At 45.3% G+C, this 23,266-nt stretch carries 18 protein-coding genes; 3 read left to right on the top strand and 15 right to left on the bottom strand.

Annotated elements, in window-relative coordinates; genetic code table 11:
• Positions 1-36 precede the first annotated feature (36 nt).
• Entirely contained in the window at positions 37-1,209 is a 1,173-nt protein-coding gene (locus tag CLV59_RS09110; RefSeq protein ID WP_111591729.1) for a class I SAM-dependent rRNA methyltransferase, read from the bottom strand.
• A gap of 139 nt (positions 1,210-1,348) precedes the next feature.
• Between CLV59_RS09110 and CLV59_RS09105 the strand changes: the two genes are divergently transcribed.
• The 3 genes from CLV59_RS09105 to CLV59_RS09095 all read left to right on the top strand — a co-directional run bounded on the left by CLV59_RS09105 (position 1,349) and on the right by CLV59_RS09095 (position 4,293).
• Complete coding sequence (locus tag CLV59_RS09105) at positions 1,349-1,930, top strand: nucleotide exchange factor GrpE (RefSeq protein WP_111591728.1); 582 nt, start codon at positions 1,349-1,351, stop codon at positions 1,928-1,930.
• Positions 1,931-2,043: 113 nt separating this feature from the next.
• The gene (gene dnaJ, locus CLV59_RS09100) at positions 2,044-3,213 is read left to right on the top strand and encodes a molecular chaperone DnaJ (RefSeq protein ID WP_111591727.1); all 1,170 of its coding nucleotides are present in this window, start codon (positions 2,044-2,046) and stop codon (positions 3,211-3,213) included.
• Between the two features lie 138 nt (positions 3,214-3,351).
• Entirely contained in the window at positions 3,352-4,293 is a 942-nt protein-coding gene (locus CLV59_RS09095) for a class I SAM-dependent methyltransferase (RefSeq protein ID WP_245950840.1), read from the top strand.
• A gap of 38 nt (positions 4,294-4,331) precedes the next feature.
• Here the strand turns inward: CLV59_RS09095 and CLV59_RS09090 are convergent, their stop codons facing one another.
• The 14 genes from CLV59_RS09090 to CLV59_RS09025 all read right to left on the bottom strand — a co-directional run bounded on the left by CLV59_RS09090 (position 4,332) and on the right by CLV59_RS09025 (position 22,851).
• A complete protein-coding gene (locus CLV59_RS09090; protein ID WP_111591726.1) occupies positions 4,332-6,071 on the bottom strand; it encodes a YfbK domain-containing protein in 1,740 nt (579 codons plus the stop codon).
• A gap of 112 nt (positions 6,072-6,183) precedes the next feature.
• Entirely contained in the window at positions 6,184-6,720 is a 537-nt protein-coding gene (gene hpt, locus CLV59_RS09085; RefSeq protein WP_111591725.1) for a hypoxanthine phosphoribosyltransferase, read from the bottom strand.
• A gap of 52 nt (positions 6,721-6,772) precedes the next feature.
• Positions 6,773-8,251 carry a glucosaminidase domain-containing protein gene (locus CLV59_RS09080; RefSeq protein WP_111591724.1) on the bottom strand — a complete coding sequence of 493 codons (1,479 nt, stop codon included), beginning with the start codon at positions 8,249-8,251 and terminating at the stop codon, positions 6,773-6,775.
• Positions 8,252-8,289: 38 nt separating this feature from the next.
• Positions 8,290-8,931, bottom strand: a complete 642-nt coding sequence (locus tag CLV59_RS09075) for an O-methyltransferase (protein ID WP_111591723.1) — start codon at positions 8,929-8,931, stop codon at positions 8,290-8,292.
• Positions 8,932-9,074: 143 nt separating this feature from the next.
• The gene (locus CLV59_RS09070) at positions 9,075-9,692 is read right to left on the bottom strand and encodes an LOG family protein (RefSeq protein WP_233180584.1); all 618 of its coding nucleotides are present in this window, start codon (positions 9,690-9,692) and stop codon (positions 9,075-9,077) included.
• A 91-nt stretch (positions 9,693-9,783) separates the two neighbouring features.
• The gene (locus CLV59_RS09065; protein ID WP_111591721.1) at positions 9,784-10,185 is read right to left on the bottom strand and encodes a hypothetical protein; all 402 of its coding nucleotides are present in this window, start codon (positions 10,183-10,185) and stop codon (positions 9,784-9,786) included.
• Positions 10,186-10,449: 264 nt separating this feature from the next.
• Entirely contained in the window at positions 10,450-11,589 is a 1,140-nt protein-coding gene (locus CLV59_RS09060) for a TIGR03364 family FAD-dependent oxidoreductase (protein WP_111591720.1), read from the bottom strand.
• Positions 11,590-11,607: 18 nt separating this feature from the next.
• Positions 11,608-12,285, bottom strand: coding sequence for an HAD hydrolase-like protein (locus CLV59_RS09055; RefSeq protein ID WP_111591719.1), 678 nt, complete (start codon positions 12,283-12,285; stop codon positions 11,608-11,610).
• 111 nt (positions 12,286-12,396) lie between these two features.
• A complete protein-coding gene (locus tag CLV59_RS09050) occupies positions 12,397-13,002 on the bottom strand; it encodes a hypothetical protein (protein ID WP_146616151.1) in 606 nt (201 codons plus the stop codon).
• A 10-nt stretch (positions 13,003-13,012) separates the two neighbouring features.
• The gene (locus CLV59_RS09045) at positions 13,013-14,422 is read right to left on the bottom strand and encodes an FAD-binding oxidoreductase (protein ID WP_111591717.1); all 1,410 of its coding nucleotides are present in this window, start codon (positions 14,420-14,422) and stop codon (positions 13,013-13,015) included.
• Positions 14,423-14,451: 29 nt separating this feature from the next.
• A complete protein-coding gene (locus CLV59_RS09040) occupies positions 14,452-15,474 on the bottom strand; it encodes a PorP/SprF family type IX secretion system membrane protein (protein WP_111591716.1) in 1,023 nt (340 codons plus the stop codon).
• Positions 15,475-15,481: 7 nt separating this feature from the next.
• Positions 15,482-19,147, bottom strand: a complete 3,666-nt coding sequence (locus CLV59_RS09035) for a DUF7948 domain-containing protein (RefSeq protein ID WP_170137685.1) — start codon at positions 19,145-19,147, stop codon at positions 15,482-15,484.
• Positions 19,148-19,315: 168 nt separating this feature from the next.
• A complete protein-coding gene (gene recG / locus CLV59_RS09030) occupies positions 19,316-21,409 on the bottom strand; it encodes an ATP-dependent DNA helicase RecG (RefSeq protein WP_170137722.1) in 2,094 nt (697 codons plus the stop codon).
• 116 nt (positions 21,410-21,525) lie between these two features.
• Positions 21,526-22,851 (bottom strand): citrate (Si)-synthase, eukaryotic, encoded by a 1,326-nt coding sequence (locus CLV59_RS09025; RefSeq protein WP_111591713.1) that lies wholly within the window; start codon positions 22,849-22,851, stop codon positions 21,526-21,528.
• Positions 22,852-23,266: the final 415 nt, after the last annotated feature.

The raw sequence follows: 23,266 nt of genomic DNA, 5'->3' as shown, positions 1-23,266 counted from the left end.
CGGCCGTTTTCTTTATAGCTATTTGAGCTTCAAGTCTTATTGTACTTCCACAATCAGGAACTTCAGATAAGTGGTATTCTCAATGTTCCATAAAATAGGGTGATCCTGGGCCTGTGTCTGGAAGGTTACCTGACGCAGTTTCTTTTTGGCGTCTTTCGCTGCCATATCGATAATTTCCAGGAAGAGGCTTGGCGGTACCAGGTTGGTACAGGAAGCTGTTACGAGGAACCCTCCTGGCTTCAGCAGTTTCATACCGCGCAGGTTAATTTCCTTATAACCAGTGATGGCTTTCTGAATATTCTCCCTGCTTTTGGTAAATGCCGGTGGGTCCAGAATAACCACGTCGAATTTCTTCTCTTCTTTGGTCCATTGTTTCAACTGATCGAATGCGTTTACTGCCTGGAATTTGCAGATATCCTGCAGATTGTTCAGTTCAGCATTACGACGGGCAGTATTCACTGCATGCTCGGAAATATCCAGTCCCATTACGCTTTTAGCGCCATAGTAACCCGCATGACAAGAGAAAGTACCTGTATAGCAGAAAGCTTCCAGTACATCGGCGCCTTTCACTATATGCTGAATAGCCCGACGATTATCCTGCTGATCGAGGAAATAACCCGTTTTCTGGCCATTTTCAATGTCTACATGGAACTTCAGCCCGTTTTCATTGATGATTACATTGGTATCAAACGGAGCAGACAGGAAGCCTTTCTGTTGTTGCATACCTTCTAACTCACGTACAGGCACGTCATTGCGCTCATAAATACCTTTAGGAGAGAATATGCGGTTCAACGCATCCACGATAGCGCCTTTCCATTTATCCATCCCTAAAGCCAGCGTTTGAATGACCAGGTAATCATTGAACTTGTCAATGATCAATGCAGGCATCTCATCTGCTTCGCCAAATACAAGTCGGCAGTTCTCCTGATAACCGATTTTCTTGCGGTATTCCCAGCATTTCAACAGGCGATGATAGAAGAACTCTTCATTGATTTCTTCCTGCTTATCGCGTGTCAGAATACGCACGAGAATCTGGGACTGCGGGTTGATATAACCACGCCCTACGAAATGGCCCTGATGAGTGAATACATCAACGATATCGCCGGCATCTACCGGACCGTTGATCTCTCCAACTTCATTGCCGAAAACCCAGGGATGGCCCTGCAATACCCTGTTTTGTATCTTTTTCTTTAAAAAAACTTTTGTCATTTATCGCAATTCGAGGTGCAAAGGTAAGAAATAGCAGGTAGTTAGACACGAATTACACTGGATTCAGTGTCAATTTGTCGCCAAATTAGGGCTTGGCAAAGTAATTGACTGCTTATCTTTGCAGACAATCATTACAATTATGACAGAAAAAGAAAAAGACATGCATCAAGAGGACATCAACAATACCGAAAATGAGAACAGCATGCCAGATATTAACGCTGATGAAAATATGAGTGGAACTTCGCATATGAATAATGATCTGGATGAATCTGGTGAACTGGAGAAAAAAGACCAGGAAATCAACGAGCTGCGCGACAAATACCTGCGTTTACAAGCAGAGTTTGACAACTTCCGCAGACGTACTGCTAAAGAAAAACTGGAATTAACACAGACTGCCGGCAAAGACGTTATTATCTCTATGCTGGATATTCTGGACGATAGCGAACGCGCTGCCAAAAATATGGAAACTGCCACCGACCTCAGCGCTATTAAAGACGGGTCTATGCTGGTTTTCAATAAGTTAAAGAATTCCCTGGTAGCTAAAGGCCTGAAAGAAATGGAAAGCCTGCACCAGCCATTCGATGCAGACCTGCACGACGCCATCACCGAGATTCCTGCCCCAACCCCTGATCTGCAGGGCAAAGTACTGGACGTTTTACAGAAAGGATACTACCTGAATGACAAATTAATCCGTCATGCAAAGGTAGTAGTAGGTAAATAAATGACGATGTGGCATATAAGCATTCGTTGCCTATGCTGACAACCGACAGAAAAACAATTTTAATCACAGCACCATAAACTCCGACTCGTTCGGAGGAATAAGTTTTTATTATAATGTCTACCAAGAGAGATTATTACGAAGTGCTTGTTGTTGTTAAAACAGCTACTCAGGATGAGATCAAAAAGGCATACCGCAAGGTAGCCATGCAGTATCACCCTGACCGTAATCCCAACAACAAGGAGGCGGAAGAAAAATTCAAGGAAGCCGCCGAAGCATATGAAGTGTTAAGCGATCCTGACAAGCGCGCACAATACGATCGCTTCGGACATGCGGGCATGAACGGTGGCCGTGGCGGATTTGGAGGTGGCGGTAATATGAACATGGATGACATATTCTCCAACTTCGGTGACATATTCGGCGACGATATTTTCGGCAGCTTCTTCGGTGGCGGCAGACAAGGCGGAGGTGGCGGCGGCCGCCGTGGACGCGGTACCCGCGGTTCTAACCTGCGCGTGAAAATTCGCCTTACCTACGAAGAAATCGCTAAAGGCGCCAACAAGAAAATCAAAGTTAAAAAATACGTTTCCTGCCAGCATTGTAGCGGTCTTGGAGCAAAGGACAAAAACTCCTTCCAAACCTGTAACACCTGCGGCGGATCCGGTCAGGTAAGAAAAGTGACTTCCACTTTCCTCGGCCAGATGCAAACCGTTACCACCTGTCCTAACTGTCATGGTGAAGGCCAGATCATTACCAGCAAATGTAACCACTGTAAAGGCGAAGGTCGCATGTACGGCGAAGAAACCGTGAGCATCGACATCCCTGCTGGCGTGGCAGAAGGGATGCAACTGAGCATGAGCGGAAAAGGTAATGCCGGCGAAAGAGGCGGCGCTCCCGGCGATCTCCTCATTCTTATTGAAGAGGAACCACATCCGGAACTGCAACGCGATGGCCTTAACGTAGCATACGACCTCTATATCTCCTTCCCAGATGCCGTATTCGGCACCTCCGTGGAAGTACCAACCATCGACGGTAAAGCGAAAATCAAAATACCAGCAGGCACCCAGTCAGGAAAAATCTTCCGCCTCAAAGGCAAAGGTTTCCCTTCTGTAAACTCCTACGATCGCGGCGATCAACTCATTCAGGTAAACGTGTGGACACCACAAAACCTGACCAGCGAAGAACGCGAAATGATGGACAAACTGATGTCTGCCGATAATTTCAAACCTAATCCGGAAAAATCTGAAAAAGGTTTCTTCGAAAAGGTTAGAGACATATTCAGCTGATAAATTCCCTGCACCCAGCAAACAGTGAAAACCAATGCTGGTCAGACATATAACTCCTGCCCCGGCAGGCTCCTCTAAGCTGAAAGCAGTGATGATGCTTATACACTCCTCACTGCTTTCAGCTTTATCTTTTCTACTATGGATAATAAACTGCAGATGTTCGAAAACCGGCTGACGAAAGTCTTCCGGCATATATCCAAACTGGCCCGACGCCAAAACATCACCTGCTACCGCGTGTACGATGATGATATTCCCGAATTTCCATTTAGCATTGAAATGTATGAAGACTACGTCTACATCGCGGAATATAACCGTAAACACGGCATGGAGGACGAGGCACACGAAGCATGGCTCGACAGTTGCCTGGAACTCATCAGCAAAGTACTGAACGTTGTCCCTTCCAAAATCTGGGTAAAACAACGTCAACGCAAAGAAAACCGACAAAGTCAATACGAAAAACTCAGTACGGAAAGCCATGAAATGATCGCCCATGAAAACGGACTCAATTTCAAGGTAAACCTCTCCGACTACCTGGATACCGGCCTTTTCCTCGATCATCGCATTACCAGAGGAATGGTAAAAGAAGAAGCTAAAGACAAAAAAGTACTGAACCTCTTTTGCTATACCGGCTCTTTCTCCGTGTATGCAGCCGCAGGCGGCGCTTCACAAGTAACTTCCGTAGACCTGTCAAAAACATACCTGGCATGGGCAGAAGAGAATTTCCGTATCAACGATATCGATACTTCCAAACATGAATTTGTACATGCAGACGTACTCCAATACCTGGATACGCTCAAATTAAACACCTTTGATCTGGTGGTCATTGATCCTCCTACCTTTAGTAACAGTAAGCGTATGAAGGAATTCCTCGACATTCAGCGAGATCATGTGGCGATGCTAAATAAAGTATTGCTGGCAACTAAAAAAGGCGGCGTGATTTATTTCAGTACAAATTATCGTCGTTTTGTAATGGAGTCTGATCAGATAGAAGCCTCTTCCATCAAGGATATCACAGCACAAACATTGCCGTTTGACTTTCAGCAGAAGATGATCCGTTATTGCTATAAAATCATCAAATAATATAGATTCCTTTTTCCTGCAATGGTGGGAAAAAGGAATTATTCCTGTTTACGGGCTAATCGCACCAGCTTCAGAAACTCTTGCCGGTAACCATTTCTATCGCCTCCCATCGATTTCTTTGCCAACATTTCTACCATCTCCCAATCGCCACATCCCCTGTAAGCCGAATTTCTCAACAACATCCCGAATAATGCCACAGAAGAGGCAAAACGATAGTCTGTAGACGCATCTGTAAAGGGTATACTTGTGGCCGATATAGGCATCTCTTTACTTTCAGGACCTGCATGATGCGGTCGCTGATAGGTCACCATGATATTCGCGAGCAACGTGTCTCCCCCAATACTATCCACTGGCTGTATTTCATACAAGGCGACAGCGCTATGTCCGCTACCTATAATCCCTCCTGCAATGGAATCCTTTTCTGTATTCTCTTCTGTCAACACTTTATTTTCATAACCTATAAGCCTATACGATTTTACAGTGGCAGGATTAAATTTCACCTGGGCTTTCACTTCCCTGGCTATGGTAAACAGCGTACTCCCAAACTCTTTTGCAAAGATTTTATTGGCCTCTTCCAGGTTATCGATATAGGCAAAATTACCGTTCCCTTTGGCCGCCATGATCTTTAGTTTGGAGTCTTTATAATTTTTCATTCCTACACCCAGACAGGTGAGTAGTACACCGCCTTCTTTTTGTTTGGATATCAGGTCGTCCATTTCCTCATCACTGGAGCGGCCCACGTTGAAATCACCGTCTGTAGCCAATATTACCCGATTATTCCCGTCCGCAATAAAGTGTTGTTCCGCTACTTTATAGGCCATTTTAATGGCCGCTTCGCCCGCGGTAGCTCCATTGGCTTTGAGATTATCCACTGCATTGAGGATTTTCTCTTTCTGATCACCGGGAGTAGAAGTCAATATCACAGCGGGTTCGCTGGCATAAGCCACAATCGCTACTCTGTCTTTGGCGCGGAGATTATTGACCAGTACCCGGAAGGCAGCTTGCAATAGTGGTAGTTTATTGGGTGCATCCATAGAGCCGGATGCATCTATCAGGAAAACCAGGTTACAGGCGGGCAGACTGTCTATATCCACCGCTTCTGCACGGATGATGATCTGTAACAGATGATGCTGCGGTTCCCAGGGACAGGTAGTATAATTAGCAGATAATCCAATAGTTTGTCCCTTCGGCGGCAGTGGGTAGTTATAGCTGAAATAATTCACCATTTCCTCAATACGCACTGCATCGCGGGGTACTTTCTCTTTTTGCCGGAGGAATCGTCTGATATTACTATAGGAGGCTCTGTCTACATCCACAGCAAAGTTGGACACCGCAGCCACAGTGGGACGCTGGAATTTATTTTCATACATAGCCCCATACGTTTCGTTGTAAAACGTATGAATACCCATTCCTGCATTGGTGTAATTGGGATTGCTATTTCGGGAGATTTTTGCCCTCGCTTTAGCCAGCGTTATCGCATCCATCGGCTTGCGCAGGGGCGCCATAGCAATCAGCAGCCGGTCATTTTGTTTGGCGTAGATGATTTTTGTCTGATAGCCGGTTAGTTCGATTTTCAACTGTACAACAGGGTGGGATACCGGAATCTTGAACAGGCCGTAACTATTCGTTACTGTGGTGGCAGTATCGTTCATAACGCTGACGGCTACTCCGGAAAGGGGTCTGTGGGCGGCACTATCTTCAATTGCTCCGGAGATCCAGCTGTTTTGGGCGTTAGCTAAATTACAGTACAATATCAACAGCAAAAGCAACTTTCGCATGGATTAAATTAATCATTTAAACTGATATATCCATGCGATGCGGCGGAGATGTAAACAAAAATCCCGGTTTTGTGCACAAAACCGGGATTTTCAGTCAATTTTAGTAGTCGCACTACTCTACCAGCTGGTAGATTTCCGGCAGGTTGCGGCCGAGACCATCATAGTCCAGGCCATATCCCAACAGGAATTTATTAGGTACGGAGAATCCGAGATAATCGATTTTGATAGGATGAACCATTGCTTCCGGTTTGGTCAGCAGGGAGGCAACCATCAGTCGCTTAGGTTGCTGATGTTCCAACTGAGGAAGGAACTGGCTCAATGTTTTGCCGGTATCCACAATATCCTCGAGGATTACCACGGTACGGTTGAAGAGGTCTTCATCCAGGCCAATAGCCTGCACTACATTACCGGTGGATTTGGTGCCTTTGTAAGACGCCAGTTTGATGAAAGAGATCTCTGCATCGATGTTGATATATTTAAACATATCAGCAGCGAACATAAAAGAACCATTGAGGATAGCAATAAACAGTGGCTTTTCACCATTCAGATCTTGATTGATCTGGTTAGCCATTTCCCTTATGCGCGTCTGAATTTCTGATGCGCTGATATAGGGTTGAAATTGTTTGTCATGCACTGTGATTACCGACATAAATACTACTCATTTCCAGTTTAAACAATTGAAAGCGCCAAAAAGATGGCTCTTATTTTCCCACAAGCAGGCGTTGACCTATTTTGATGTCATTGCCTTGCAAATTATTCCATTCCTGTAACTGTGTTACAGTCGTATTATACATTTTAGCTATAGCGTAGAGCGTTTCTTTAGGCTGCACCTCATGGAACTGCTGTTGCGTTCCGGCGGACGGCTTCTTCACCGGCGCTGGTGTAGGTGTTGTAGCAGGCTCTACTGGTACCGGCTTAGGCATTGTAGCTTTAGCCGGCGGATTATTCGTTGTAACTTCTCCGTTCTTCTTCAGATCTTCTATCATTGCCACCGGAATACCGCCTGTTGTTTCCTGTTCCGGTTTCCTGGAAGGAGGAACGGAGGCTACTCCGCCTTGTCTGCTTGGTTCCTGGCGTGGTATTTCCACTTTTTTAGGCGCCACATACTCTTCTTCTTCCTCCTCTTCCTGATAGCGGGTATTCTTTGCCAGTGCAGGCGTATTGGAAGAGAAGCCGGTTAATGCCAGTTGCTGACCAGCAGCAGGTTCTTCGCCTTCATGCAGTTTATTTCTCCGACGCAGCCATTTCAACATCACGCCTTCTGTCTGAGACACATCGTGTAAGGATTCTCCTTTGGCAACGATATGGGTATCTTTACTACCTTTTTTGCCTTTCTTCTGCAGGAAGATAATCATATCTTTCTTCAGAGGGCCATCTCCCGGCAGGTCATTGAAGCGAACCAGTTTGCTGAGGCGGATATCGCGCTGACTGGCGAGTGCAATCAGGGAGGTCCCAGCTTTGGCAAAAATAACTTTACGGCCGTTAATTTCGAAAACTCCTTTAGGATAATTTCCAGCTACAGGTTTGCTGCTGCGAGGAGGCTTGGTAGCGGAACTGTTATTGTTGCCTGATTGTCCTACGGAGCCGCTTGGTTTGGAACCGCCGCCGTTACCGGCAATGACGTCTCCCCCAGTCTCAGCATCCGCTTCTGGCGCCGCTTTACCAAGAGCGATGAGGGAATATTTCTGTAAGTTATTATCCTCAATCACCTTGATCAGTTGTTGTGGATAAGTTTTATTGGTAGCATATCCTGCCTGTTTCAGGCCATATGCCCAGGATTTATAATCATCTCCATCGAACTGGAAAAGGAAGGCATAGCGGGGATTGTTACGAAGGAAATCGGAGTGGTCTTTATAGGATTCTCTTGCGGTTTCGTATACACGAAAACACTCCTGCGCCTCATCATCATCATAACGGATGGTTTTCCCTGTCCAGTTATTTTTACATTTAATACCGAAGTGGTTATTGGATTGCAAACACAGTGTACCGTTGCCGGATTGCGTTTCCACAACACCCTGCGCCAGTGTGATGGCAGCAGGAACGCCTGTACGGCGTTGCTCTTCGATGGCAACTTGCTTATAGATGGCAATGTATTGCTGGGTCGTCATCTTCTGGGCTTCCGCTAGGGTAGCGGCGCCTAGAATAAAGGTAACCAACAGCAAGAATTTTTTTACCTGCATGTATTGTTGAATTTAATGGGCGTTTTTCATAGTGGCGTTTACTTCTTCCGGATCAGCAATACGCCATCGCGGATAGTCAGCAACACCTGTTCTGCACGGTCATCAGCCAACACTTTCTCACAGAATTTCACCATTGCTTTGGCCTGACTTCCTTGCTGATCTGCAGGAAGCAGTACCTGGCCATGGTATAAAACATTATCTGCCAGTATGAATCCGCCTGGTCTCAGTTTCTCCCAAACCAGGTCGTAATAATGCTCGTATCCTGCTTTATCGGCATCAATAAATACGAGATCAAATACTTCATCCAGCGATGCCACCACGTTTGCGGCCTTGCCTATGTGCATTTTAATTTTATCTGCAGTACCAGTCAGCTCCCAGTATTTCTGACAGAGCGCTTCCAACTCCTCATTGATATCCACTGTATGCAGTATGCCGCCAGGCTGCAAGCCCTGTGCCAGACAAATAGCGGAATATCCTGTGTAGGTTCCCAGTTCCAGTACGCGCATCGGGCGAATCATATGGCTTACCATACTGAGAAACTGCCCCTGCACCTGACCACTCAGCATATGCGGCAATTCTACTTTCAGATATGTTTCCCGATGCAACTTATACATTGCTTCATTTTCGGGGGTAGTGTATTTCTCTGAAAATTGCTCCACAGCTACTGGTATCAGCTCCATATATAAAATTTCTGCAAAGCTAAAGAAAACCCTTAAGCTTTGAACACCTGCCTTTTACAATGTGCCTGATAAAAAGATAACGCCACAGTACCGCTGTTTATGCGAAACTATGGCGTTTAAAGCCTTTGTCAGGCGGGAGAATATTAGAAATTCGGCCGGAGTTTGTTGGTGGTGTAGAATACACGGAAGTATTCCACTACCTCATCTGCCGTATCAAACAGCTGTAATAATCCAAGGTCATCCGGACCAATATTATGTTCTTTTTCCAACATGGTATTGCGAATCCAGTCCAGCAGGCCACTCCAGTATTCCCTACCTACGAGTACCATCGGCGTTTCTTCCATCTTCCTGGTTTGGATCAGGGTCGCTACTTCAAAAAATTCATCCATCGTACCAAATCCCCCAGGCATCATCACGAAGCCCTGTGAGTATTTGGTGAACATCACCTTCCGAACAAAGAAATAATCAAAGTTCAGGCGTTTGTCGTTATCGATGAACGGATTCGGATTCTGTTCGTGTGGCAGTGTAATATTTGCTCCTACGGATTTACCACCGGCACGTTGCGCACCTTTGTTAGAGGCTTCCATCACACCAGGACCACCACCGGTAATGATACCAAATCCCTCTTCCGACAAGCGGAAAGCGATTTCCTCTGCCAGATCATAATAACGATTACCTGGTTTGGTACGGGCAGATCCAAATATAGAGATGCAGGGGCCTATTTTCGCGAGAGATTCAAAACCATCCACGAATTCCGCCATGATTTTGAATATTTGCCAACTTGAATGAGCTCGAGTTTCCGTCCAATCTCTTTCCTTAAGATTCTTTAGTCTATCATTCATGCTTTAATATTTATGCTTTGCTCAATTTAGGGAATTTTTTCACGCAAAGACGCAAAGAAATGACGCAAAGGCGCCTGATAGAAGCGGTTTTTTTTGCTCGCAGAGCAGCAGAGCAGCAAAGCAGCAATGAAATTTGAGTGATAGTGTAAAATAAAATAGAGTAGGATAGAATAGAGTAGGATAGAATAGAGTAAAAAAATAGAATTAAATAAAGAGGGAGCTTACTGTCAGCAACAGCATCAAAAAAATATTCCTTAAAAACAACAAAACACAATCTTATGCTGCTTTGCTGCCTTGCTGCTCTGCGAGCAAAACCACCAGCGCCGCAGGCGCCCCCGCGTCTTTGCGCCATTTCTTTGCGCCCTTTGCGAGAAAAAAAAAGCAGGTAACTTAAAAGAAACCTGCTTTCCATTTAACACGTTATGAACGTGCAGCAAAGTTTTTTCAATGCTGCAGAATCGTTTAGCTAAAGCTGGCTTGGCTGTAGGAAAAAATAGACCAGAATGTTCACAACGGTTAACCAGCAATTAATTTATTGCATATTTATGCAATAACCTAATTTATGTTTTTCGTTTATACACTAAGTATAGTAACGATTATAATAACGATGAATGTCCCGCAGCATGCAAATATTGCATACCACAGGACATTTCACACTTTGTAAATACAGACGTTCTTATTGATAAGTGCCTTTCGTGATTTCTTCGGCAAGACCAAATGACAATGTCATACCCGCACCACCAAGGCCATTCACGATGGTTACATCTTTTTCCGGAGAGAAAACCAGATCCGTTTTACCGTTTTTCAATTTCGGATAGATGCCATGCCATTGCTCCTGAATAGTATATTCCGGAGCCTGGAGGAAAGTATGCATATATTTCAGAATCAGGTCATTGATAAATGTCTTATCAAATGGTTCGAAATCAGGACCATACTCATGGGAATCCCCGATAGTCAGTTCTCCTGCTCCATTCTGGGAAATTAACAGGTGAATACCCCATTTCATATATTCCGGCATTTCCTTTTCCACACGTTGTTTTACCGCATCGAGGCTAATACAGCTATTGAAAGAAGCATAATGCAGCAATGTAAGACCAGCACAAAGCGCAGGCCCCAGTTGCCAGTTACCTGGTTGAGGTACGGTACGCATCATCTGCAATTTGCACTTGGTGATATATGCTTGCGCAAACTCAGCAGGATACAGCGTTTCGAAGTCGGCCCCACTACATACATACACCTGATCCACTTTCCATTTCTCCTCTTTTGTTTCGATGAAAGGCATGTTGATCGCATTTACTGCGGTATTAAAACGAAGGGTCACATTCATTTTCTCACCCAGATACTGTGCGATTCCAGCGCTTGCCTGGCGTGGGTTCACCGTCATTTCTGTCTTACTCCACATGGCGCCGAGTAAGCCTTCGGTTTTTACAGCCTGCGTATATTTTCCGATGTTCGCAGGAGTAATCAGTTCGCAATCATAACCATTTGCAGCTGCGTTACCGGTGAATTCTTCCAGTACCGCCAGTTCATCCTGTTCGTATACCAGATGCAATGATCCGGTAGGCTGACATTGGATACCTGTAGCAGCAGCCAACTCCAGCCAGGTTTCCCTGCTGTGCATAGCCCTGTTATACATTTTACCAGCCGTCTGGCCGATAGGCCAAACTAATCCAAAGTTCCTGATAGATGCGCTGATAGCTTTGCTGTTCCTTTCAAACAATACGACCTTTCTTCCCTGTTTAGCCAGTTTATATGCCATTGCCAGACCTACAATACCGGCGCCGATTACGGCTACTTCTGCCTGTTGTTGTTGCATGAGCTGCGGTGAATATTTTTAGATGATGGTAAGTAATTCGTCTAGGTTGGAGATTAGGTGCGTATGCGGACCTTTCGCTAATTCCTCGCGGGAATAAGCGCCGGTGGTAACTCCGGCTACTACGCTGCAACCTGCATTGGTGCCTTCTTCCAGATCGGAGGTGGTGTCGCCGATTTTCGCAACCGCCGCAACAGCGCCTATTTCCAGCTGCTCCATCAAACGATAAATCATATATGGATATGGACGTCCGTGCGGTACTTCATCGCTGGTGGCCACTGCATCAATCAAGCCTTTTTCCTGCCAGCCTGTACGTTGCAGGATTACATTGGTGATATCTCTGTCAAAACCTGTATCCAGGGCTATTTTAATACCTTTCTGTTTCAGAGCGGCGAATACTTCGGAAACACCCTCTTTTTCACGAACAGCAGGACTGGTAGCGTAGTGAGATTTCATATTCGTCACGAAGATTTCGTGCAACGAATGGATAAACTGATCATCCGCATGGCGGGGGTCCTGTTTTTCACGGAGCAGGTAACGAATCGCAAAAGGCTTGGCATATCCCATCACCTCATTTACTTCATCCAGTGTAACATCCACACCGGCAGTTTTTATCGCATGCTGCAATACCTGCGCAACATTCGACTCATCATGCAGGGTCGTTCCTGCAATATCAAAAACAGCTAACTGTATTCCCATCTGTCTATGTATTAATTACAGGACAAAGGTAATACACCGGTTAAAATAAAGTTTAGCCTTTATAAACATTTAACATAGGGTTAATCTGTTTTTACAAACAGAGGTCTGGGCTTAGAAGCCCAGACCTACGCCTGCTCTGTATATAAGACTGTTATTGTAAGGAGAACGGCTGTCTTGCAGCACATCGTAAAGAATGGAGAAGCTGATACCTACCCGACCGCCTACACCCTGGGTATAACCGGCGCCCAGGAGGAGACTGGGAACTACGTAGTTGCTTTTGAAAGTGCTAGGCTTGTATGCCCCTGTATTATCGTAGTAGTAAGTCGTTTTCTGAGAGATGGAATTGTATTCCGGCTGCACATGTGCAAACAGTTGTGGAATAGGGTAAACACGGCCCCAAACGCCACCGCCTAAAATGGTGTAGGTGTCGCGCTGAGTAGTATTACCATAATAATCTCTGTAACGATTCTGGCCATACTGTCCGTTGATGTTAATACCGGCCGCCACATAGTTGTTGAACCGATATCCCGCCAGTGGAGAAATATTCACATTGGTATAGTCTCCGAAAACAGCGCCCACAGCGCCTCCCAGAATTAATTTGCTGGGATCAAAGCCACCTTGAACAGGAGGCCGTCTGAGGGTGTCTGTTTTATAATATTGAGCATACGTCACTTGCATGCCCGCCAGGAGAAACAAACTTAACAGCAGCTTCTTCATATATCTTTTTTTAGCAATCAAATATTTTACCTCGGTTGAGGATATTATTAGGGTCAAATATCTGTTTTATTTGCTTCATAATGTTCATGGAAGTGCTGTCAAAAACTATATCCAGATAGTTTTTCTGTACCAGGCCAATACCATGCTCACCGGAGATCGTACCATTGAGTTGTTTCACCAGTTGGAAAATTTCCCGTATACCTTCCGTGAGGGTACCGTTCCATTGTTCTTCGGTAAGTTCGCCGCGTATAATATTCACATGCAGGTTACCATCCCCGGCATGCCCGTAGCATACAGAATGGAAACCATATTTGCGACCTATATCTTTTACTCCTTTCAGCAGTACTGGCAGTTCTGCTCTTGGCACCACGGTATCCTCTTCTTTGTACACAGAATTCGCTTTCACTGCTTCTGCCACGCGTCTGCGCAGCTTCCAAAGTTCATCCTTCTGGGTAGAATCTTCTGCAAACAATATTTCACCGATATCAAAACCCTCTACTATACCGGCAATTCCTTCCATTTCCTGCATCAGTACTTCCGGATAATTGCCGTCTACTTCAATCAGCAAATGGGCCTGGATATCATCAGGAATCTGTACTGTACTGCTTTGTACGAACTGAGACACCCAGTCCAGCGCATCTCTTTCCATAAACTCCATGGCACTGGGCGTATACCCGGCGCGGAAAATAGCGCTCACCGCTGCACATGCACTCTCCGCAGAACGGAAAGGTACCAGCATCAGTAAATCATGCTTTGGAAGCGGAATCAGTTTCAATACAATCTTGGTCACTATGCCTAAGGTACCTTCACTACCTACTACCAACTGCGTCAGATTATATCCGGTGGCATTTTTCAGCACATTGGCGCCTGTCCAGATCACTTCTCCGGAAGGAAGCACCATTTCAAGATTGAGTACGTAATCCTTTACCACACCGTATTTTACCGCTTTAGGACCACCGGAGTTTTCCGCAATATTTCCGCCAATAAAGCAGGTACCGCGACTACTTGGATCTGGTGGATAAAACAGTCCTTTTTCCTTAACGGCATTTTGAAGCACTTCTGTGATAACTCCCGGTTCGGTAGTTACTTGCAGATTACGTTCGTCTATATCCAGAATATGATTGAATTTTTCCATGGAAATAAGCACGCCACCGAATTGTGCAAGCGCGCCACCACTAAGGCCAGTACCGCCGCCACGGGGAGTTACGGGCAGTAATTCACGCTGGCAAAGCTGCATGATTTTACTCACCTGTTCTGTGGTTTCCGGCTTAACTACTACTTCCGGTAAATAGTGCAGATCTTCCGTTTCATCGTGTGCATAGCGATCCAGACTCTCTTCATCCACCAGCACATTTTTTTCGCCTGTTATTTCGCGCAACGCCGCTACATGTGCGGCGGTTACTTTATTCAATGTGGTCATGTAACAAAAGTAATCAATAAGCAGAAAAATTAAAATGCCGGACAGAAGGTGGAACGAACAGCATCGGAGAATGCCCTGTTCTTGTATAATCCGGTATAAATAATGCCTATTTCATAGGCTCCTCTTCTGCTATTGGCGGTGGACAACTGGGAGGTTGTCACGTCATAACTGAACATCATTTTAATATTACTTAACTGGTAACCTACCAGGAAAACGGCTGCATCACTGCCACGGTAGTATATTCCGCCATAAGCTTGTTGTGCCCCGTCTCCGGAAACATTATAAGCGGCATTCAATCCAATAGCGAGCTCCTGCGAACTAGCCTGCCGGGTATAGTAAGCGCCGGGATTGAGAATCACCTTATCGCTCATTTTAAAGCTACCATTCAGGAAGCCAATATATCTGCGGGGAACTTTATTATCGGTATCATAAAAGGTTTCCTTTGGCGTATTTACGTGCTGTACGGAGAAACCGGCATTCACATAAATATTATCCGTTGGGAAATAAGCATAGTTCATACCTACCTGTAGGTCGAAATAATTTGTACTGGAAGAATTAATCGGTTCCGCTGTTGGCACCCGGGCATCAAAGAATTTACCATTCCATTGATCGCCAAACACCAGCTTGGTGATATCCACTCTTTTATTAGCTGTACCAGCATTGAATCCCAGGGAAAGCAGGCTGCTGTTACCCATTAACTGATGATAGGCAATAGACGCATATGCTTTTGTAGAGGAGAGATTGCCAGCTCCCGCCACATCACGGAGTACCACACCGCCCAATCCCAGCCATCCATACGTAAGACGGTCCCTGAATACCTGCCAGTCGCCAAATGCGGACATCGTTTTATACGGGACAGGGATGGACGTCCACTGATCACGGTAATTAACACCCAGGCGATAGTTACCGTCGGGGATAAATCCTGTATTCGCCGGATTGGTGGTCAACGGAGAATTGAAGAACTGCGAAAAATGCAGATCCTGTCCGTATCCGTGTAGACCGGCGATCAACAGCAGGACTACACCTGCGGTAATTTTAACTAGCTGCTTCATGGGTCATCTATCTTAACAAGGTTACACTTCCCTGACGGCTACCTTTTGTTCCGTCTGTAAATTCAATACTTACAATGTAAGCATACGCATCCATCGGCATAGGTTCCCCTTTGAACTTACCATCCCATCCAATCCTTGAATCATTCGACTCAAATACCAGTTGTCCCCAGCGACTGAAAATCTTCAGGTTAAATTTAGATACGCCAAATGCTTTCACCTGGAAGATATCATTAGTACCATCGCCATTAGGTGAAAATGCATTGGGCACGTCGAATAACGGTACCACAATTGCACTCACTTCCTGACATACGGTAGAATCACAACCTTCCGGATTGAAGGCTGTCAGACACACCAGGAATGTTCCGGTAGTATTATACTGGTGAACAGGTTGTGCCTGAGAAGTGGAGTCTCCATCTCCAAAATTCCAGTGATAAGAAGTAGCATTTAAACTTAAATTCCTGAATTGAACAGGGGTATTTTCAACCGGTTTGACCGGTGTGAAATCAAATTTTGGTTGTGGCAACGGCGCTACCAGCACCGTCTTCATGACACTGTCGATCCGGTTACAAGTAGTAGTATCGGTAACCACCAGCTTGATATTGATCAACCCAGGCGTGAGGAAAGTATGCTGTGGATAAGCATCTGTAGACGGATTACCAGGACTATCAGAGAAAGTCCATACAAAACTCTGCCCACCCATAGAAGTGTTATTGATGACGAGTGTTGTACCTACGCAAACTGTATCCGGCATTTGAAACTGCGCCTTCACGTTAACGGCTACACGTAGTGGAATATTCTCTGTTTGTGGGGCATTACAATAGTTCGTATCTATCAGGGTCAGTTTTACGTTGTAAAGTCCTGGCGCAGGATAAATATGCGAATAAGGGAAGGTAGGCGGATTTTGCAATACATAAATCGGCGGTCCGTCTCCATAATCAAAGATGAACGAACTATCCTTAAATCCACCCAGTGGTGTGGAGTTATTCAGGAATTCATATTTCAATGCTTCACATGGAGGCAGTCTCTTTGCTTCCAGATCCAGGATGGCTTTGTTGGTACCTGCTTTAATGTTGATATAAGCGGTATCAGCGCCATTACAAGTACTCGGGTCTGTCTTAATCAATCTTACACGATAATAGCCAACAGCGGTAAATGCATGTTGTACTGTATCTTTTCCAATGCCGGAAATCTCTGCAGATCCATCTCCAAAATTCCAGGTATAAGTGGAAGTGCTTACATACACCTGCGTGGTATCAATGAAAGTTACAGGATCAGGAATACAATAGTTATTCTTTCTCTCCAGTGTTTTAATTCCTGCTTTTACGCCATCCAGGTTAAACGCAATTTTCAGTGCGCCATAGTTACAGGAAGGAGGAGGCGTACTGCTGTAAGCGCCAGGAGTAGTAGGATATCGGGGTTTCGCGCTACCGGTATTACACCATGCGCAGATACCCTGATAAATCACACCGTTTCTATCGAAGCGACTGGTACCGCCATCTACGTGTTCATACAAACCAGCCCCACCAAAGTAACTGCCAAACAATATATCTGTTGCATCTTTCTGTAATACGATGAAGTAGAAATCCATACCGTCCGTAATGTTCTGTAATGGATTTTTCAATGGCAATCCGCCGGTACCAGAATTGGGATAACCTTCGGCAGGATTGATACCTCCGCCCCATCCGGATACATACACATTTTCGCATCTGTCTACCAGGAATGCCGTAGGAGAGATAGACGGCATTTTAGAAGTAGCTCTGTTTTTTCCGAAGGTGGTGGAGTAAACGATATCGGATAAATCCGGCTGCAGTTTCATGATAAACTGTGCGGAATTCTGATTGAAAAAAGTAGCAGTTCCAGCGGGCTGTTTGGTAGGCCATACGCCTTCTGTAGTACCGGTCACATATACGTAACCGTTAGCATCCATCTGGATACCATAGATCTGATCTGCCTGACCATCCGTGGAACCTACGTAAGTACTTTGCAGGATAGCGCTTCCATCGCTTTTTATATGTGCAATGAAGCCATCGCACACACCGCCGGTGTATGCATTTTTATAAACAGTACCACCGGCAATGGGGAAGTCGGTACTGGCTGTTCCTCCGGCTACATACAATGATTGCAGATCATTCAGAGCAATGACAAAACCTGCATCTTCTTTGGTACCGCCGAGGTAACTTGCCCATACGATATCCTGGCAGAGCGGATTGATTTTCATGACTACGCCATCCTGTGAACCGCCAAAGCTGCTCTGGAATACGCCGCCTGTTACCGGGAAGTTATTGGAGCGGGTACAGCTGGCAACATAAATGTAGCCGGCGTTATCTACCACTACTTCGCTACGGGCATCATCTCCGTAATTTCTGAGCAACACAGAAGCGCCGCCTGCGCGTTGTTCGCGCATATTCACGCCATCGTCTGCGGAACCGCCGATTACCAGGGAGCCAACCATTTTATCGCCGTTGGCGGAGAGCATGCTTACTGCAATATCCCATCCACCGCGGGTTCCGATTACTTTTGTATAGGGGTAATTGCCGGACTTTGTTCTACCGGAAATTACCAGTTCTTTATTCTTATTGACGAAAAGGCTGTGCGGCTGTTCCATGTCGTTACCGCCCAGGAAAGTACAATATATCAGACCTGTTCCGCTGGGATTGAATTTCTGAATACCGATGTCGATGCTTCCCATATAACCGGTCTGGAAAGCGCCGTTAGTAACAGGATATGCCTGTCCGAAAACGATACCGCCACCATAGAAGTAACCGTCGCTGTCGTAAGTGGCTGTGAAGCCCCAGTTATCAGCGCGGGAACCGGATACGGTTGAAAATACATAGGTAGGGTCAATAATCAGCGGATATGCGTTGTTATAATTGCCGATTTTAAAACCTAGTTTATTACCATTCAGTTTGTAACTAACCTTAACGGATACACGCTCACCATCCACAAACTGGTAGGCATATGGTAATTGTTCTACCACATCTCCTACGGTGGTATGTACAATCAGTTGTCCTTTCTTGATTTCCAGGGAAGAAGTACCGGAATATTCCAGTTGTATCTGGTCCGGATTGGCGCCGGGCTGCACGATCATGTCGTACTTCAGGGTAGATGCTTCAGAGTAAACATGCGCATCAATACCGTTATAAATGGAACGGTAATTAACGCCCTGATAGGAGGAGACATGGGAAGCCCATTTACTTTGGTCGTCCCCGATGAAATAGTTGTTATAATATTCCTGTGGCTTTTCTGGTTCAATGGTCACCTTGGAATTGCTGTTGAGGAAATTCACCGTATAGGCGTGTCCGCGTACTTCCGGCATCTTATCAGGAGCAGATTCTTTCCTGGTAACACCTGCCAGCTCCTGACCATTGATATAGCCCTTCTTATTCACCCAAACGGTGTCTCCGGATTGGGCATGTCCGTGAATATACTCATATACTTTTGCCATATCCTGTGGATGGAGGATACTGAAAGTAAAGCCATTTCTACGCAGGAATACCGCACCGGCATCCAGGTCTGTTTTATAGAGTACATCCGGATTCCATTGCCCTTTGTTCTCCGCGAAGGTAAGCGGGGAATAGTTTTTATAATTAGCAGTTTGTTGCGCATCTGCATTAGCAGTGAACAACATTAGGATAATCATTCCAACAAATCCGATCGGGAGGGTAAATTTCAACGGGATAAGCATTTTAATTTATCTGAAAAATCTAATATACTATTATAAACGCACAAGCTAACCTAATTGTTACGGTATCAAACACAATAACTTACACACTTTTAAGGGTTATCCTGGAAATAGATACTGAAAATTTAGACGGCGATATATAATAAACGTAAAAACCTGTCAGGAAATTTTGCTCCAGACAGATTTACTTCTCTGGGAGGCGAGAAAATCGCGGAGCCCCTGGTTTTCAGGGAGTACCAGGTCCATGTCTTTGTCCAATAATTTTTCTGCACTGACACGGGCGGCATCCAGAATCGGCTTATCGGCGAGGATATCGGCCAGTTTGAAGTCCAATACACCACTCTGGCGGGTACCTTCGATATCTCCGGGGCCACGGAGTTCCATATCTTTTTCTGAAATAATAAAGCCGTCATTCGTTTGTACCATCACGTTAATGCGCTCTTTGGAATCCTTGCTGAGCTTATTGCCGGTCATGAGGATACAATAAGATTGCTCGGCTCCCCTTCCCACGCGACCGCGAAGCTGGTGCAGCTGTGAAAGTCCGAATCTCTCGGTACTCTCAATCACCATCACAGAGGCATTCGGCACATTTACGCCTACTTCAATGACGGTGGTAGCCACCATAATCTGGGTATCGCCGGAAACGAAGCGCTGCATGTTGGTTTCCTTCATTTCCTGCGGCTGACGACCGTGAACCATACTGATATAGTATTGAGGTTCCGGGAAAAAGGCTTTTACTTCCTCATAGCCTTTCATGAGGTTTTCATAATCCATCTTTTCCGAATCTTCAATCAGCGGATATACTATATACGCCTGCCGGCCCTTTTTCAGTTCTCCGCGGATGAAATCCATCACAGATGGGCGTTGGAATTCGGTACGATGTACGGTGGTAATTGGTTTTCTGCCAGGGGGCATTTCATCAATGACCGACACATCAAGGTCGCCATAGACGGTCATAGCGAGGGTTCTTGGTATAGGCGTAGCCGTCATAACGAGTACATGCGGCGGGATATTATTTTTTTCCCACAGTCGTGCCCGTTGTGCTACTCCGAAACGATGTTGTTCATCGATAATGGCCATACCGAGGTTCTGGAAGTCGACCTCCTTTTCCAACAGCGCATGGGTGCCTACCAGCAGGTGGATACTGCCTTCTTTCACGCCTGCAAGGATTTGTTTACGGGCTTTTCCTTTAATGCTACCTGTGAGTAGCGCTACTTTCACCGGCATATCTGCCAGGAGTTCTGAAAGACCTTTATAATGTTGCTGGGAAAGGATTTCCGTAGGCGCCATGAGGCAGGCCTGGAAACCATTGTCTATGGCCAGGAGGGCGGTGAGTAGTGCCACCATGGTTTTACCGCTGCCCACATCTCCTTGCAGGAGACGGTTCATTTGTCGGCCATGCATCGTATCCTGACGGATTTCCTTCAGTACGCGTTTTTGTGCGCCAGTAAGTTCGAAGGGCAGATGATGATTATAGAAATTAGTGAAATGTTCGCCTACTGCACCAAAAGTGTAGCCCTGAGAGGCTTTTTGTCTTTTGATTTTTAGCCGGCAGATGCGGATCTGCGCGATGAACAATTCTTCAAATTTTAAGCGGCGTTGGGCTTGTTTGGCTTCTTCCTCGTTCCCAGGCAGGTGTATTTTAAAAAAGGCCATGGAACGGGGCATCAGGCGGTACTGGTTCAGGATTTCCAGCGGAATATTTTCCCGGATTTCCAGCGGAGATAATTGTTGCAGGAGGTTCTGCGTCAGTTTTCCTATAGCCTTTGCCGTTAGTCCTCTTGCTTTTAATTTTTCAGTGGTGTAATAGACAGGTTCGAGGAATTGCTTACCAGTAGCCGTTTCTTCAGTGACCAGGTCCATTTCCGGATGTGCAATTTGAATATTGCTATTAAAAGTAGACACACGTCCGTAGACCAGATAGGTCACATTTTGCTGCAATGATTTCTGCATCCACTGCCATCCTTGAAACCATACCAATTCAATGATACCGGTTTCATCCCGGAAGGTGGCTACGAGTCGTTTACCTCTGTTCTCTCCAACTACTTCCATATGCATTATACGGCCACGTATCTGCACGAAATCTTCATACCCGCTGATAGCGGATATCTTGTCGATCTTCGTTTTATCAACATACCTGAATGGGAAATATTGAATCAGGTCGCCGAAGGTATGAATGCTGAGTTCTTTACGCAGCAGTTCTCCTTTTTGCGGGCCTACCCCTTTCAGATATTCGATCGGATTGGATAATATGGCAGTAAATGTGGAAATAGGTTATTTTTTTTCAGTTCAGTTTACAAAAATAAAAAAGGCAAGTGGTAAAAATTCACCACCTGCCTATTTCTATAAAAAACAATTATAACACTTTGTTATTCGGCAGATGCATCTACCTTACCTTCTACGAAGAGTTTCATCCACTCTGTAGTTACGGATTTAGGTCTTTCGATAGACAGACCCATTGCGCGATCCCAGCAGAGAGAAGCTAAAACGCCCAGTGCACGGGATACGCCGAACAATACGGTGTAGAATTCATATTCTACCATGCCGTAATGTACCAGCAGTGCGCCAGAGTGAGCATCTACGTTAGGCCAAGGATTTTTCACTTTACCCAGTTCCTGCAGAATTGGAGGTACAGTTTCATACACCATCCATACGATTCTTACCAGTTCATCGTTTGGCAGGTGGTTTTTAGCAAATTCCATCTGCGCAGTGAAACGAGGATCTGTTTTACGCAATACCGCGTGACCATAACCTGGTACTACTTTACCATCAGCCAGGGTTTTGCGTACATATGCTGCGATTTCATCTTTGGTTGGCATACCGCCACCCAGTTCTTCGCGCATGTTCAGAATCCATTTGATCACTTCCTGGTTAGCCAGACCGTGCAGCGGACCAGCCAGACCGTTCATACCAGCTGCGAATGACAGGTAAGCATCGCTCAGTGCGGAACCTACCAGGTGAGTAGTGTGCGCACTTACGTTACCACCTTCGTGATCAGCATGGATCACCATGTAAAGGCGCATCAGTTCACGGAAACCTTCGTCGGAGTAACCCAGCATATGCGCGAAGTTACCAGCCCAGTCCAGCATACCGTTTGGCTGAATATGATCGCCACCTTTATATTTACGACGGTAGATATAAGCGGCAATACGTGGCAGACGTGCAATGAGGTTCATGGTATCCTCATATACATAACTCCAGTAGTCTTTTTTATTGATACCTTCTGCGTAAGCTTTAGCAAATAAAGATTCTGTCTGCAGCGCCATGATACCAACGGTAAACATGGTCATAGGGTGAGTAGAAAGTGGTAAAGCTTCAATAGCATCAAACACGTGATTCGGCACATGTGAACGACGTCCCCACACGGCTGATAAACTCTGTACATCTTCTTCAGTCGGTAACTCTCCAATCAGCATCAGGTAAAACAATCCTTCTGGCAATGGCTCCTGGCCTCCTGGCGCTTTAGGTAATGCCTCTCTCAGTTCAGGAATGGAATATCCGCGAAAACGAATACCCTCATTCGCATCCAGCAGGGAAGTTTCGGTTACCAGGCCAGTAATGCCGCGCATACCCTGGTAAACCTGTGCAATTGTAACGTCTCCAACTTTGGTGGTGCCGTGATTCTTCAACAGGTCTTTTACTTCAGCGTTCAGTTCATCCGCTTTAACCTTGAATTTTTCTTTTATGTACCCCATTTTACTGCTATTGTTTATATAATGAAAACAAAATCGATCAATTGTCAAAAGTAATGATTTGTTAACGAAGTTACCACCCTTACAGGATTATTAATGCCAAATTAACAACAAAATCATGTGCGATCCGGCCATGTGAAAATCAAATATTCCCCTTCACAATCATCTAGCTATCAATATAGTATATTTTATAATAATTGAAAATTCATATCTGATGAAAGAATTATAAATTTTTTCAGAATGAATTGAAAATATTGAAAGAAGAGCCCTCGATTTTTGCAATTTTTAAAACGATTTTGATAAAAAAAAGGAAGTGACATCTGTGGACTGCTCCCCAAAAGTTGGATAAAAAAATTAAGTATTTTGGAACTGAGCTCGGTATTTTACCGGGCTCATTCCATTTAGATTTAGTCTGATT

It is taken from the genome of Chitinophaga dinghuensis, from assembly GCF_003259435.1.
Taxonomy (GTDB): domain Bacteria; phylum Bacteroidota; class Bacteroidia; order Chitinophagales; family Chitinophagaceae; genus Chitinophaga; species Chitinophaga dinghuensis.
The sequence above is the reverse complement of the archived record's forward strand: the minus strand, read 5'-3'. Positions and strand labels throughout refer to the sequence as shown.